The sequence below is a fragment of the Amycolatopsis orientalis DSM 40040 = KCTC 9412 genome (assembly GCF_000478275.1).
GTDB classification, from domain to species: Bacteria; Actinomycetota; Actinomycetes; order Mycobacteriales; family Pseudonocardiaceae; genus Amycolatopsis; species Amycolatopsis orientalis.
On sequence record NZ_ASJB01000080.1, the window covers coordinates 168,721 to 181,868 of the forward strand.

Here is a 13,148-nt window from a genome sequence, read left to right on the forward strand (position 1 = left end):
CGGGGCCTTTGGTGCTGAAATAGCCCATCACCGCCAGCTGGTGAGGGAGGTCCGCGATGCAGCAGACACTGGTGCCGGAGGCCGGCGTGGGGACGACAGAACCTTCCAGACGCCCGCAAGTGCTCACCGCGGTCGCCGGATTCGTGATCGGCGCCAGTGTGATCGGCATGCTGTGGGCGCTCTCGGGAGTCAACGCCGGGGCGCTCGAAGACGCGCAGGACGCTTGCCAGGCCCTGGCCAGGGTCGGCACGATCCCCGACACCACCGGCTCGGCGCCCGGCGAGCGGCCCGTGGCGGTACTGGCGCCCGAGATCCTGCACCGGATGACGGCCGCGCGCGAACTCTCCGCCGCGGCGGCCGCCGCCAACGACACCTACCGGCCGCTGGCCGAGCACATCGACGGCGTCAGCCGGATGGTGTTCAGCCTGCACTTCAACCAGATCTCCGGCCAGCGGCATCTGGCGCAGGCCGAACAGCTCTGCACCCAGCTCTGAGGCGTCATGCTCCCTTGTGGACCGTCTTGACGGTCAGCTGGTTGCCGGGGATCTTCCCGGCGCAGCCGAGCCCCTGCAGCGGCACGAAGTTCGACGCCGTCTCCTGCGGCAGGTACACCCGCAGGCCCCGGGTCTCGGTGGGCTTGCAGACCGCCTCGTCGTAGTTGCGGACGTTCACGAAACCGACGTCGGCGGACGCGCTTTCACCGTTGTTCAGCTTGACCGCCTCGCCCTTGGTGCCGTCGCGGTACGCGGGTTCACCGACCTGGTGGCCGTCCGCGCCGGTCACGTAGGAGATACCGGGGAAGCCCTGGATGGTGCACGCGTGCCCGCTGGAGTTGGTGATGACGAGCTTCCGGTACACCGTCCCGGCCGCCGCGTCACCGTTCGCGACGGAGAGCTTCACGTCCCCCGCCTTGCAGAGCCCGTCGTCCTTCGGCGCGGGGCCGGACCCCTGCGCGGGCTGCTGAGCCGGTGCCGGGCTGGACGAGCTGACACTGGGCGCGGCGGAGGTGTCCGCCGCCGAACTGGACGGCGTCGCGGAGGAGCTCTGCGCGACAGGCGCGCTTTCCGAACCGCACGCGCTGAGGAGCAGGAGCCCGGCGGTACCCGCGATGAGACCGCCGATGGAGATCGTCTTCGAACGAACCATGGTCATTCGCCTCCCTGTAGCCGGGTGACCCACCGATCAGTAGACGTGTTGTCCGGCGCGGGGGTTGCGCTCCCCCGGTTAATTCCCCACAAGGTGTTAATTGATCTCGTGGGGTGTATTCCCCGGCGGGAGCGGAGGCAAACGGCCTGTGGGTCAGCTCGAGAGGGAGATTTCCGCCCAGGTGAGGCAGGTCCAGCCGGTGTCGGTCGCGGCGAGTTCGACGATGCCGGTGTTCGGGAGGAGGCCCTGGTTGGCGACCTCCGCGGTGACGTTCCCGGCCAGCCACTCGCCGCCGAGCCGGATCGCGCCGCCGTGGCTCACCAGGACCACCGTCCCCTCCGGATCGGCCTGCTCGTGTTTGGCGCGCAGCCGGGCCACGGCGTCGAGGAACCGGGTGCGGACCTGCGCACCGGTCTCGCCGCCCGGGATCGGCGGGTCGAGTTCGCCGAGCGTCCACCTGCGCACGACGCTCATATAGGTGGCGACCGAGTCCTTGTCGGTCTTGCCTTCGAGGTGCCCCGCGGCGACCTCGTGGACCCCGTCGACGACCTGGACGTCGAAGCCGAACTTGGCGGCCAGCGGCGCCGCGGTCTGCTGGGCGCGGACGGCCTGGGACGCGTAGACCGCGACGATCGGCTCGCCGTCGAGTCTCGTCACGAGGTCGCGGGCCTGTTCGCGGCCCAGCCCGGTGAGCGGCGGGCCGGGCAGGGCGGTGTCGAGCGCGCCCCGGACGTTGCCGTCGGTCTGCCCATGGCGGACGAGGAGGAGTTTCACGCCTGTGCTCCCTTCCGGACCGACTCGACCCAGTCGATCGCGTCGGTGAAGTCCTCGTTGGCGGCACCCGGTTCGAGTTCGGTCACGCCGCCGTCCGCCCGCGGGTGCGAGCCGAGGAAGCGCACATTGCGGCACCGGCGGCGCAAGGCGGCCAGTGCGTCGCCGATCCTCGGCTCGGACACATGCCCCTCGAAGTCGATGAAGAAGCGGTACTCGCCGAAGTTGTTCCTGGTGGGCCGGGCGTCCAGTTTGGTCAGGTTGATCCCGCGGACGGCCAGTTCGGTGAGCAGTTCCGCCAGCGCGCCGGTGCGGTTCGTCGCGGCGGCGACGATCGACGTCCGGTCGGCCCCGGTCGGCTCCGGCAGTACGCCGGGCGGGCGGACCAGCAGGAACCGGGTCTTGGCGTCGCGGACGTCGGCGACCTCGGTGGCCAGCACGTCCAGCGGGTAGTGCTCGACGGCGACCGGCGCGGTGACGGCGGCGTCGAACTCACCCGCGTCGACCGCGACCGCGGCGGCCGCGGTGGACGACGTCGCGACCGGATGCGCGCCGGGGAGGTTCGCCTCGACCCAGTGGCGGACCTGCGCGAGCGCGTGCGGATGGCTCGCGACGGTGCGGATCTCGGTCACCCCCGGCCGGGTCAGCACGCTGAAGTGGACCGGCAGCAGCACCTCCGCCACCGCGACGAGCGGCTCGGCGTCACTGAGGCTGTCGAGGGTGGCGGTGACCGCTCCCTCCACCGAGTTCTCGATCGGGACGCAGGCCGCGTCGGCGTCGCCCGAGCGCACCGCGGCCAAGGCCGCCGGGATGGTCTCGGCGGGGATCAGCTCCTCGCCGGGGGCGAGCCGGCGCGCGGCCTGTTCGGTGAAGGTTCCCTGGGGGCCGAAGTAGGCGATCCGTGACACCCCGCCAGATTACGCACGCCGCGAGTGGCGACTTTCACTCGGACAGCCGGTACGCGAACCGGTTACGCCGGGTGGCTTTTTTTGCCATGCTTAGGGCGTGACCGCCGAATCGGGCACGCACACCGGCCACACGGATGTCGGCTCCTCCTCTGCTCCCCTGCCGGACCGTCCCACCCCGGAGCTGGTGCTGTGCGCCGTCGATGACCTGCTCGCCCAAGCCTGGACCACCGTCGCGGACACTGTGGACGGACGGGTCTTCGTGCACCGCGGGTCGGTGCTCGACGTCGTCGCGCAGGCCGTCGTCAGCCCCGCGAACTCGTACGGCTGGATGCGCGGTGGCATCGACGCCGTCTACGCCCGCGCCTATCCCGACGTAGAACAGAACGTGCGCAGCGCCGTCCTCGCCTACCACGGCGGGGAACTCCCGATCGGCGAAACGGTGATCGTGCCGACCGGCGAGGCGGAGCCGGCCTGGCTGATCAGCGCCCCGACGATGCGGGAACCCGGCGAACGCCTCCCCAGGGACACCGTGCACCCGTACCTGGCCGCCCGCGCCGTGTTCCGGCAGTGGCGCGACGGCAGGCTCGACCAGGGACGCGTCCGTGATCTGGTGCACACGATCGCGATGCCCGGCCTCGGCACCGGCGTCGGCGGGGTCACGCCCGCCACCTGCGCACGGCAGGTCGCCGCGGCCTGGGACGAGGTCTTCACGCCCAGCCGTACCCGTAACGGACGGTAACGCCCCGAAGCGGGCTACATCACATCGCAGCGCGTTCACGTGCCGTAAGCCCTACCGTTAAAGCGGCTTCATCCGGTTCGCGGCACCTTTCCGCCGAGAACTCGTCAACACGGTTTTTGTACGGCGCCAGCGCAGGCGACGGGCGAGGAGTGTGCGATGCCGCGAGTCCGTGAGCTCAGTCCCTACGTGGAGCTGCACCGTGAGCAGTGGCGCGAGTTGCGCAGGTCTACCCCGCTGCCACTGACGGCCGCGGAGCTGCTGCGGCTGCGTGGTCTCGGTGAGCAGGTCGACCTGGCCGAGGTCGCCGAGGTCTACCTGCCGCTCTCGCGGCTGATCAATCTCCAGGTCGCCGCCCGGCAACGGCTGTACGAAGCCACCACCACCTTTCTCGGTGAAGACAGTCGGGGCACCAAGGTGCCGTACGTCATCGGGATCGCCGGAAGCGTCGCCGTCGGCAAGTCGACGACCGCGCGCATCCTGCGCACCCTGCTCGCCCGCTGGCCGGATCACCCCAGGGTCGACCTGGTCACCACCGACGGGTTCCTCTACCCGCGGGCGGAACTGGTCCGGCGCGGGATCATGCACCGCAAGGGCTTCCCGGAGAGCTACGACCGCCGGGCCCTGCTGCGGTTCGTCACCGAGGTGAAGTCCGGGGCGGAACGGGTCAGCGCGCCGGTGTACTCGCACCTCGCCTACGACATCCTCCCCGACCAGGAGCAGGTCGTTCAGCAACCCGACATCCTGATCATCGAAGGGCTCAACGTCCTCCAGCCCGGCCCCCGGCTCACCGTCTCCGATCTGTTCGACTTCTCGATCTACGTGGACGCGCCGACGACCGACATCGAGCGCTGGTACATCGAGCGTTTCCTCAAACTTCGGCACACCGCCTTCGCGGACCCTGCGTCACACTTCCACCACTTCGCCGGCCTCCCGGACGACGAGGCCCGCGCCGAGGCGCGCCACCTGTGGCGCACGATCAACGAGCCGAACCTGATGGAGAACATCAAGCCGACGCGGCCTCGCGCGACCCTCGTCCTGCGCAAGGACGCCGACCACACGATCAACCGCGTCCGGCTGCGTAAGCTCTGAGTGACCGGACACTCACGGAATCTCTACTCACGGCGAGCGTTCACGGCGACTTCCAAGATCATTTCACCGGAAGCCGATCACCCGAGCGAAATCCGGCCGTTCCCTCACAAGTACCAGCCTTCGCACCACCGTCGAGCCGGTGCCACCGCCCGGTCGCGCACCGCGACCGGTGACCGGGTTTTCTCGGCCGATCGGCCGATCCACGCTCAGTACGTGTAACCGGTTGGCCGATACCGGCTACAGCCCCCCGAGGCGACCCTTGTGTCAGGGGAACAAGAGGTCTCGAAACGGACCTTGAGCAGGGAGGAGGCTCACGATGTTCTCGATCATCCTGACCTGGGTCGGCTCGATTCTCGGACTCGCACTCCTGGTGGCCATGGCCGCCGGCGCCTTCGTCGTCGACTTCGACGACGCCCGCGGGGACCGCCGCTGGAAGAAGGCGGAAGTCACGGAGAGCAAGGGCACCCCGGCAGCACCACTGGGCTGAACAAGCAGGGCTGTACACCACGGGGCTGAACAACGCCGAGCCGAACATTGAGCCGAACAACCCTGGACCGGACAGCACTGGGCCGCACGTCGATCAAGACGTCCGGACGTCTTGATCCTTTCTCCACCGGATGGCACTTCGGCCGATATCGATCATCACTTCACCGACGGGAACTCACGGGAACTCAGTCGAACGGGTTGTGCACCTGCGCCCCGAGCCCGGCCATGTCGGCGAGGTTCCGGGTGACCAGGGTCAGCTCGTGGACCCGGGCTGTCGCGGCGATCAGCCCGTCGATCGACGGCACTTTCCGGGGCGCGTACTGCCTGCCCCATTCGGCCGCGATCTCGGCGGTCACCGGCAGGATCCGTTCCGAGAACTGTGCGGTGAGCCCGCCCAGCCATTCGGCCAGGGCGTCCGCCCGTTCGCGATCCCGCTCTCCTCGATGCCTGAGTTTGCTTATCCCCCTCTCGATCTCTCCGACGGTCAGCGCGCTCAAATAGAGCCTGCTCGACGACACCCCGCCCCACCACCGGGCGAAACCCGGGTTCTGGGTGCGGCGCCGAGCCTCGGACACGATGTTCGTGTCCAGCAGAAAGCTCACCCGCTCACCTCCACGACATCCCTCGGCAGATCCTCCGCGCGTTCGGCGGCGATCTCCTCCAGCACGTCGGCCAGCGCCTCCCCGTATTCAGGGTGGTGCTGTTCACCGGAGAGCACGAGTTTGAAATCGACGGCCTCCCCGCCTCCTGCCAGCCTGCGGTAGTCCGCGATGTCCAGTACCACGGCCACCTCCTCCCCATGTTTGGTGACGAACTGCGGCCCTTCGGCCGCGGCCCGGCGCAGCAGCTCACTCAGCCGCTGCTTGGCGTCCTGTACCTGCCAGGTTGCTGCTTCCATCTAGACAGACTAGACGGATTTGGGGGGACTGGCAAGGGTAGGGAGAGGTCGTGACCGGTGAAAACGCGACGTCAGGCGAGTTCGCCCAGCGCCTTCCTATAGTCGTCGAGGTCGTAATCCATCTCGTGCTCGCCGGCTTCGCTCAGCTGGGCCGACAGCACGTCGATGAGGCGGTCGAAGATCTCGTCGCGCTCCTGCCCCGTCTCGCTCAGCCGCCGCACGGCCTGCCAGACCTCGGCGGGCTCGTCCGCCCAGAGCTGGTCGACGATCGTGGTCTTGAGCGCGAGCCGCATCCTCGGCTCGCCGTCGAAGGTCTCCTCGGCCAGCGCCTCGTGGTACTCGGGGTGCTCGCCGATCACCAGCAGACGGCGCTGTTCGGGGTCGGCGGGCTCGAGTTCCAGCTCCTCGTCGCCGATCTCCGTGTAGACCGTCGGGACGGCGAACATCCGCCGCTGGAGGGCTTCCGCGAGTTCCGCCGGGTCCTCGATCCCCTCCGAACCGTCGAAGTAGACGTCGAGTGCGGAGTCCTCTTCCTGCGAGAACTCCTCCAGGAACTCGGTCGCGCTCTCGAGCAGCGCCACGCGGGCACCCTCGGGAAGTCCGGCGCGGTCGGCGGCCCAGGTGACCCAGCCGAGCAGCGCGGGCTCCAGCGCGTCCTCGTACGCCTCGTCGACCTCGAACTCCCCGTCCAGCAAGGACTCCAGGAACCTGGCGAGCTTCTCGGGCCCGACCCGCAACGGGTTGCCCGGCTCGGTCTCGCAGCCGTAGTCGACGAGCAGGCGCGCGTAGAACCGCGTCGCCTCGGTGTCCTCCACAAGCCCGGAGCCGATGAAGTCGGCGACGACCTCTTCGCGAACCCGCTCGGGCCACTCGATGATCTCGGGCGAGGGCTCGGGAGCGGGAAGGGCCCGGATCCAGGCCAGCGCGAGCGCGTGGAACCGCGCGTAGTCCTCGCTGACGTCGGGCTCCTCGACGACGTCCGTCGCCGCCAGCCCGTCCGCGAGCAGTTGGTGGGCGCGCTCGGGCAGCACTCGCTCCAGCGTGACCAGCTCCGGGTCGTCGGCGGCCTGCTGCCGCATCTCGGCCAGCACGTCGTGCGGCTTGTCGACCACGACGACGTCGCGGATCCGGCCACCCTCGGTGAAGTCGACCAGCGCGAGCAGGCCGTGCTCGACGTCGCCGCGCGAGAAGACGCAGAGAAGGGAGGACTCGTCACCGAAGACGTCGCCGGTCCGCCAGCAGTCCCCGACGGTCACCGCGGCCAGGTCGGCCGCCCATTCCGGCTCCGGGATCCCGCGGCCCAGCACGGTGCCGAGCGCGGCGGCGGCCGCCTCGCGCTCCTCCTCGGTCTCGGCGAACACGCGCAGCCCGGCGAGCAGCGCGGCCGCGGCGGGGGTGATCTTCCGCTCGGCGAACGCGATGAGTTCCAGGCCCAGCGGCTGCTCGCCCTCCTCGATCTCGAGGTCCCACCACTGGCCGAGCACCTCGGACGTCAGCAGCTCGACGTCGAGCACGTCGGGCTCGGCACCGAGGGTCGAGAAGTCCCGGAGGACGTCCTTGAAGAGGCCCGTCACACTCGGGGTGGAGGGCTGGGCTGCCTTCTTGCGGGCACGGCTGACCGGACTCATGGCGACATGTTTTCACGGGGCACCGAACCCGCTCGTCGCGGTGGTCCCGGGCGCGAAACGCGGGGTCCGGTCGCGGGGAGGACGCGGGTGGACACCGGTTCAGGACCACCGCGACTTCGACGGCCCCGCCAGTATGGCTCGACCTTCTTCGCCGGGTTTCCTCGGTTCACTTCGAATAACGACCGACGACGGGACCGGTTACGCCTTCGCCGTTTTCGGAATCGCGATTCTCGCCGCCTTGACCTCGGCGATCAGCCGGGTCTTCCGTTTGTGTATTTCCACCAATGTGCCGAGGTACGAGCTGAATTCTTCAGCCGTACCGGCCTTTTTGTGCACCGTGCGCAGTTTGCGCAACTGCCGGGCGGCCTCCCGGTAGGAGTTCGGATCTTTATGCGTGATCAATTCTTCGACATGGTCCCGGTATATGGGAATGGTCTCGGCCGGATGCGCGACGGAACGCGAATCCGCGAGTTCGACGCGCACCGCCAAAGAGGCTTCGAAACGCACCGCCGCCCGCCATGCCTCGTCGGCGCGATCCTCCCCGAGCAGTGCGCGGACGAGTTCGTCGGCGGCCTCCGTGCTTTCGGCGGCGAGTTCCCGCAACCGGGCGAGCGCGGACTTCCGCTGCGCGACCCACCGCCCCGTTTCCAGCGACTCCTCGCGCAGCGCGAGATACGTCGCACTGCCGGGATTCTCGTCGAATTCCTTGCGGGACAAGGGAACTGGCTCCACCTCGGCCGGAGGCGCCTCTTCCTTCTTGTCGTGCGTGAGCGCCCGCGCCGCGTGCGCGATGGCCTCGCTGTGCCGTCCCGCCGCGCGCAGCACGCGCACGATCTTGAGGCTGACGTCGACCCGTGGCGGCTTGGCGGCGAGAATCGCGACGAGCGCGTCGACGTCGCCGGACGCCTCCGCCAGCTCCTCGCGCAACCGCTCGGCCGTCTCCCGTTTCGCCCCTGACGGCTGCTCCGCGAGCACACTGTCCACAGTAGATTTGATTCGGGCTATGCCCTTGTCCCCCAACGCGGTGGCGAAGTCGGCCAGGTCGATGACCGGCCAGCCCGGCCCGTCGAACTCCACTTCGAGGATCCAGTCGGCCAGGCTCTCCGGATCCGGCGGACGCGCGACGCAGGCCCGCGCGTACAGCTCGACGGCCCGGTCCAGCCGGTCCGCGACCTCGCCGGAGGCGTCGTCGATCTGTTCCAGCATCTCGCTGATGTCGTCCACGGTCCGGCGGGCGAGCGGGGCGAGATCGGCGCGGCTGCCGGCGTCGAGGAGGCGCTGAAGCGTGTCGAGGACCGAGCCGACTTTCGCGGCGTACTCGACGTTCCCCGCCGTCACGGCGGTGTCCAGGAGGCGGTGCGCCTCGGCGAGATCACTCCCCTGGGTGACGAAACGGTTCTCCAGGGTCTGCCGTAACACAGGGTCACGCTCGGCGTGGGCATGAAGCAGGTCCGCCAGCGTTTCCGCGTCCAAGGTGCGCAGGTAGGGGCGCAGATCCGTCGTCGAACTCACCCGGACAAGTCTGCCCGACCGGTTCGCCGACGCGTGTGGGCCAACAGCGTGCTCTTTTCGGCGTAATCGTGTACACGGTGTGACCAGCTCACCGGCGCCGGGAGCACTCCTTCGAGACGCGCCGGGCAGCGGATGATCGGGATCGGGAGCCGCCGCGCGAGCAGCATCACGACCGCCATCACCACCCCCGCGAGCAGCGAGATCGCCGCGGTGGCGGCGAGGGCGCCGCTCAGCACCCGGCGTCCGCCGTCGATCGCGAGCTGCGCCGAGTACTCGATCTGGCGGGTGGCGAGGTCGCCGAGGGACCGGCCGACGACGCCGGCCGCGGCACGCCAGGCGTCCTGGCCGACGGGCGGCGGCGTGGCCGCGCTCAACGCCGTTTCGACCGCGCCGAACCGGCCCCAGTCCTCGCTTCCGACGAGATCCCGGTAGACCCGGCGACTACTTTCCGTCAGCGTTCCGGCGACGGCCGCGAGCCTGGACCGGTAGGCGCCGACGGCCGCGGCGTACTCGCGCCTCCCCTCGTCGTCGATCCCGGCGACCGCGAGGGAGTCGCTGCGGTCCATCCCTTCGACGACGGTGAGCAGTTCGACGGCGATCGTCTGCTGGTAGCCGACCTCGGCGTCGGGGGCGGTCCGCGCGATCTCGCGCAGGGAGGAAAGCGAGGTGTCGATGCGGTCGGCGTACGCGGTGTAGGTGGCGGAACGGCTGCCCGGAGCCTTCAACGCGACCGCCCGGTCCCGCTGCAGCGCCGCGATGTCCCGGCTCGCCCCGGCGAGGGCGACGGCTCCGGACTCCGCGTCGTCACGGGCCTGAATGGCCTGGTGGACCAGGAATCCGCCGATGAACAACGCGACGAGCACCAAGGCCGCGCTCGGCACGAACGCGATGGAGAGCATGCGAGAGCGAAGGCTTCGCTGGTACGTCAAGGCTTTCCTTCCGGATCGATTCCCCGACGCCCAGCGACGCTATGCAAGTTGCAAATTGCACGTCAACGCCCGTCCGCCATACGGCGGTTAGCGCACCGTGACGATCTGGTAGGCACGGCACGTGACTCTCGACGATCTCAACCAGCGCCTCCGCGACTTCGCCGCGGCCCGGTCCTGGGAACCGTTCCACACCCCGAAGAACCTGGTCATGGCGCTGTCCGGCGAGGTCGGCGAGCTGACCTCGCTGTTCCAGTGGCTCACGCCAGAGGAGTCCGAGAAGTGGCGTTCCGACCCCGAGCTGGCGCACAACGTCGTCGACGAAATCGCCGACGTCACGCTGTATCTGCTCCAGCTGGCGAACAGCCTCGGCGTCGACCTGATCGAGGCGGCCAACGCCAAGATCGACCGGAACGAGCACCGCTTCCCGGCGCCCGGTTAGCCGCCTTTCGGGTCTTGTGACGTCTTTAGCGAGCCGAAAGACTGTGCCGACGTCTCTGGAGGTGGCCCTTGTCGCGTTCGGCTCGCACCGTGGTCCTGGCCCTGATGCTGTCACTGAGCGCGGTCGTCGCGCCCGCCTACGCCGCGCCGCCGCCGGCGACCCCGCATCGCGACCCCGGCAACGGGCCGGACCGCAACGACGTCGCCGCGACCGACCCGCCGATGAGCGCCGCGCGCGCCGCGGCGGGAGAGAACGTCGCGGGCGACCGGTCCGGCTATCCGCGCAAGACCAACCTGCGGGTCTACCCGGAGAACCCGGCGGACAAGTCGATCAAACTCGGGCTCGCGCCGTATCACGCGCTCGCGCCGAAGCTGAACGCCTTGCAGGGGCGCAGTAACCGGATCTCCGTCGAGATCGCCGGGCAGTCCGGTCTCGGCCGCGACCTCTACCTGGTGACGCTCACGGCGCCGGAGAGCCAGGCCGAGACGCGGCGGCAGGACGCGTGGCGGTCGCTGATCGAGAACGACCCGGCCCGTGCCGCGCGCGACCCGTTCCTGCGTCACGGCTACAAGGCTCCGGTGTGGATCAACAACAACATCCACGGCAACGAATGGGAAGGCACCGACGGGGCGCTGCGCGTCATCGAGAAGCTGGCGACGTCGAACGATCCCAAGACGACCGAGCTGCTGAAGCGGAATCGCTTCTACTTCAACGTCACCGCCAATCCGGACGGCCGGGTCGCCGGTACGCGGCAGACGTCGCAGGGCTTCGACCCCAACCGCGACTTCGTGACCGCGTCGCAGCCCGAGGTGCGGGCCATGCGCGGGATCGCCATCGGCAAGCAGCCGCTGATGATGCTGGACGAACACGGCTACGTCGAGAACACGCTCATCGAGCCGACCACGCCGCCGCACGGCCAGAACTACGACTTCGACCTCTACATCAAGCACGGGTACGCCAACGGGCTCGGCATGGAGCAGGCCGTCAAGGCACTCGGGCGGCCGGAGACGGCGAAGCCGGAGATCCCGTTCCGCGACTACGAACCCGGCAGCTGGGACGGCTGGGCGCCGATCTACACCGCCCAGTACGCGATGTACCACGGCGCGGTGTCGTTCACGATCGAGATCCCGATGCGGGTCAACAACCAGGACTACGACACACAGCCCATGCCGGAACTCCAGCGGCGCTCGGTGATCAACACCGAGGTCGTCGAGGCCACCATCGGCAGCACGCTGGACTACGTCGACCGCAACCGCGGTGAGCTGATCGCGAACCAGATCGAGATGTTCCGCCGCGGCGAGGCGGGTGAGGCGCAGCGCGAGATCCCCGACGGCTTCGTGCCGGGCTTCGGGCCGGAAGACCGCTACCGCACGGAGTTCCCGCGCGCGTACGTCATCCCCGCCGGCGCCGACCAGCGCTCGGCCGTCGCCGCTTCCCGGCTCGTCGACCACCTGGTGGCCAACGACGTCCGGGTGCGACAGGCCGATCGGCCGTTCTCGCTGGCCGGACGGCGCTATCCGGCCGGTTCGTACCTCGTGGACATGCACCAGCCGAAGCGCGGCCTGGCGAACGTGATGCTGGAGCAGGGCAGCGACATCTCGGCGAAGGTGCCGGTCATGTACGACATCTCCGGCTGGAGCCACCGGCTGCTGTGGGGCGCGTCGGTCGACATCGTCCGTCAGGGCAGGCTCGACGTCCGGGCGCACGACGTCGCCGCGGCGGCGCCCACCGGCGGTATCGACGCCGCCCCCGGCCGTGACCTCGCGCTGAAGCTCACCGACGGCAAGGACGTCAGCGCCGTCAACGACCTGCTGAACCGGGGCCTCGCACTGGGCCGCACGGCCGACGGCACGATCGTCGTCCCCGCGTCGGCGCGTCCGGCGGCCGCCGAGGTGGCGGACCGCTACGGCGTCCGGCTCACCGAGGCCACCGGTGCGGCGACCCCGTTGGGCCGCAAGACGATCGCGGGAGCCGTCGGCGCGGACGAGCTGAAGGCGTTGCGGGACATGGGCTTCGACGTCCGGCCGGTGTCGGCGGCGGTGCTCAACGCCGGATTCGACTGGTCGCGGATCGACCTGCTGTTCGTGTCCTCGGGGCTCCGGTACACCGATCTCAACCCCGCCGCGCAGGACGCTCTACGCGCCTTCCTAGCTCGCGGCGGAGTGGTCACGCGCGGTTCCACAGGCGCACGGTTCAACACGGACGCGGGACTGCTCGAGGCCCGTCCGGTGGCGGGCTGGGAGGACGGCAACGGCGTCGTCTCGGTCGTCAACGGGACCGGACCGGTGGGCGGCGGCGCGCTGCCGCACTCGTTCGTCTACGGGCCGTTCTGGTTCACCGATCTCGGCTCCTCGGTGAGCGTCGAGCAGCGCTACGCGAGCGGGAATCCCCTGGTCGCGGGGCATTGGCGGACCCGGGACGACGGGACCGGCGGCCCGCTGCAGGCGGCGGGTCAGGCGGCCGTCGTGTCCGGTACCTCGGAACTCGGCGGGCGGGTGGTGCTGTTCGGCACCGAACCGCTCTTCCGCGATCACCCGAAGGGCTTGTACTCGCAGGTGGCCAAGGCGATTTACTGGGCCGCCGCCTGATCGAGACGGTCTACG

At 69.6% G+C, this 13,148-nt stretch carries 14 protein-coding genes; 6 read left to right on the top strand and 8 right to left on the bottom strand.

Going from position 1 to position 13,148, the window contains the following annotated elements; all coding sequences use genetic code 11:
* The first annotated feature begins 56 nt into the window (after positions 1 to 56).
* Positions 57 to 494: a hypothetical protein gene (locus L324_RS28590; protein ID WP_037315509.1), complete on the top strand. Its 438-nt coding sequence runs from the start codon at positions 57 to 59 to the stop codon at positions 492 to 494.
* Positions 495 to 498: 4 nt separating this feature from the next.
* Here the strand turns inward: L324_RS28590 and L324_RS28595 are convergent, their stop codons facing one another.
* From L324_RS28595 to pheA, 3 genes are all read right to left on the bottom strand, one after another.
* A complete protein-coding gene (locus tag L324_RS28595) occupies positions 499 to 1,152 on the bottom strand; it encodes a DUF4232 domain-containing protein (RefSeq protein WP_037315511.1) in 654 nt (217 codons plus the stop codon).
* A 147-nt stretch (positions 1,153 to 1,299) separates the two neighbouring features.
* Positions 1,300 to 1,920, bottom strand: a complete 621-nt coding sequence (locus L324_RS28600; RefSeq protein WP_037315513.1) for a histidine phosphatase family protein — start codon at positions 1,918 to 1,920, stop codon at positions 1,300 to 1,302.
* The gene (pheA, locus tag L324_RS28605) at positions 1,917 to 2,825 is read right to left on the bottom strand and encodes a prephenate dehydratase (protein WP_037315515.1); all 909 of its coding nucleotides are present in this window, start codon (positions 2,823 to 2,825) and stop codon (positions 1,917 to 1,919) included. The genes L324_RS28600 and pheA overlap by 4 nt, the downstream gene beginning before the upstream one ends.
* A gap of 97 nt (positions 2,826 to 2,922) precedes the next feature.
* Here pheA and L324_RS28610 point away from each other — a divergent pair, with 97 nt between their 5' ends.
* The 3 genes from L324_RS28610 to L324_RS43150 all read left to right on the top strand — a co-directional run bounded on the left by L324_RS28610 (position 2,923) and on the right by L324_RS43150 (position 5,140).
* Positions 2,923 to 3,564, top strand: coding sequence for a macro domain-containing protein (locus L324_RS28610; RefSeq protein WP_037315517.1), 642 nt, complete (start codon positions 2,923 to 2,925; stop codon positions 3,562 to 3,564).
* Positions 3,565 to 3,720: 156 nt separating this feature from the next.
* Positions 3,721 to 4,653, top strand: coding sequence for a type I pantothenate kinase (coaA, locus tag L324_RS28615; RefSeq protein ID WP_037315518.1), 933 nt, complete (start codon positions 3,721 to 3,723; stop codon positions 4,651 to 4,653).
* 316 nt (positions 4,654 to 4,969) lie between these two features.
* A complete protein-coding gene (locus L324_RS43150) occupies positions 4,970 to 5,140 on the top strand; it encodes a hypothetical protein (protein WP_162835885.1) in 171 nt (56 codons plus the stop codon).
* Positions 5,141 to 5,324: 184 nt separating this feature from the next.
* Here L324_RS43150 and L324_RS28625 read toward each other — a convergent pair whose 3' ends face one another.
* The 5 genes from L324_RS28625 to L324_RS28645 form a co-directional block, all read right to left on the bottom strand.
* Complete coding sequence (locus L324_RS28625) at positions 5,325 to 5,741, bottom strand: type II toxin-antitoxin system VapC family toxin (protein ID WP_037315522.1); 417 nt, start codon at positions 5,739 to 5,741, stop codon at positions 5,325 to 5,327.
* Positions 5,738 to 6,037, bottom strand: a complete 300-nt coding sequence (locus L324_RS28630) for a type II toxin-antitoxin system Phd/YefM family antitoxin (RefSeq protein ID WP_037315524.1) — start codon at positions 6,035 to 6,037, stop codon at positions 5,738 to 5,740. The genes L324_RS28625 and L324_RS28630 overlap by 4 nt, the downstream gene beginning before the upstream one ends.
* Before the next feature lie 71 nt (positions 6,038 to 6,108).
* Entirely contained in the window at positions 6,109 to 7,665 is a 1,557-nt protein-coding gene (locus L324_RS28635; RefSeq protein WP_037315526.1) for a DUF1841 family protein, read from the bottom strand.
* Between the two features lie 198 nt (positions 7,666 to 7,863).
* A complete protein-coding gene (locus L324_RS28640) occupies positions 7,864 to 9,177 on the bottom strand; it encodes a DUF6880 family protein (protein ID WP_152547030.1) in 1,314 nt (437 codons plus the stop codon).
* Positions 9,174 to 10,076 (bottom strand): nitrate- and nitrite sensing domain-containing protein, encoded by a 903-nt coding sequence (locus L324_RS28645; RefSeq protein ID WP_037315529.1) that lies wholly within the window; start codon positions 10,074 to 10,076, stop codon positions 9,174 to 9,176. Before L324_RS28645 ends, L324_RS28640 begins: the two co-directional genes overlap by 4 nt.
* Positions 10,077 to 10,227: 151 nt before the next feature.
* Here L324_RS28645 and L324_RS28650 point away from each other — a divergent pair, with 151 nt between their 5' ends.
* Together L324_RS28650 and L324_RS28655 are read left to right on the top strand one after the other, a co-directional pair.
* Positions 10,228 to 10,545, top strand: a complete 318-nt coding sequence (locus tag L324_RS28650; RefSeq protein WP_037315532.1) for a nucleotide pyrophosphohydrolase — start codon at positions 10,228 to 10,230, stop codon at positions 10,543 to 10,545.
* A 68-nt stretch (positions 10,546 to 10,613) separates the two neighbouring features.
* Positions 10,614 to 13,133, top strand: coding sequence for a M14 family zinc carboxypeptidase (locus L324_RS28655; protein WP_235783676.1), 2,520 nt, complete (start codon positions 10,614 to 10,616; stop codon positions 13,131 to 13,133).
* Positions 13,134 to 13,148: the final 15 nt, after the last annotated feature.

What these genes read in the sequence shown, in the direction of transcription:
- L324_RS28590 (WP_037315509.1), top strand. Translation starts at nt 57, where the DNA reads ATGCAGCAGACACTGGTGCCGGAGGCCGGCGTGGGGACGACAGAACCT.
- L324_RS28595 (WP_037315511.1), bottom strand. Translation starts at nt 1,152, where the DNA reads ATGACCATGGTTCGTTCGAAGACGATCTCCATCGGCGGTCTCATCGCG.
- L324_RS28645 (WP_037315529.1), bottom strand. Translation starts at nt 10,076, where the DNA reads ATGCTCTCCATCGCGTTCGTGCCGAGCGCGGCCTTGGTGCTCGTCGCG.
- coaA (WP_037315518.1), top strand. Translation starts at nt 3,721, where the DNA reads ATGCCGCGAGTCCGTGAGCTCAGTCCCTACGTGGAGCTGCACCGTGAG.
- L324_RS43150 (WP_162835885.1), top strand. Translation starts at nt 4,970, where the DNA reads ATGTTCTCGATCATCCTGACCTGGGTCGGCTCGATTCTCGGACTCGCA.
- L324_RS28635 (WP_037315526.1), bottom strand. Translation starts at nt 7,665, where the DNA reads ATGAGTCCGGTCAGCCGTGCCCGCAAGAAGGCAGCCCAGCCCTCCACC.
- L324_RS28630 (WP_037315524.1), bottom strand. Translation starts at nt 6,037, where the DNA reads ATGGAAGCAGCAACCTGGCAGGTACAGGACGCCAAGCAGCGGCTGAGT.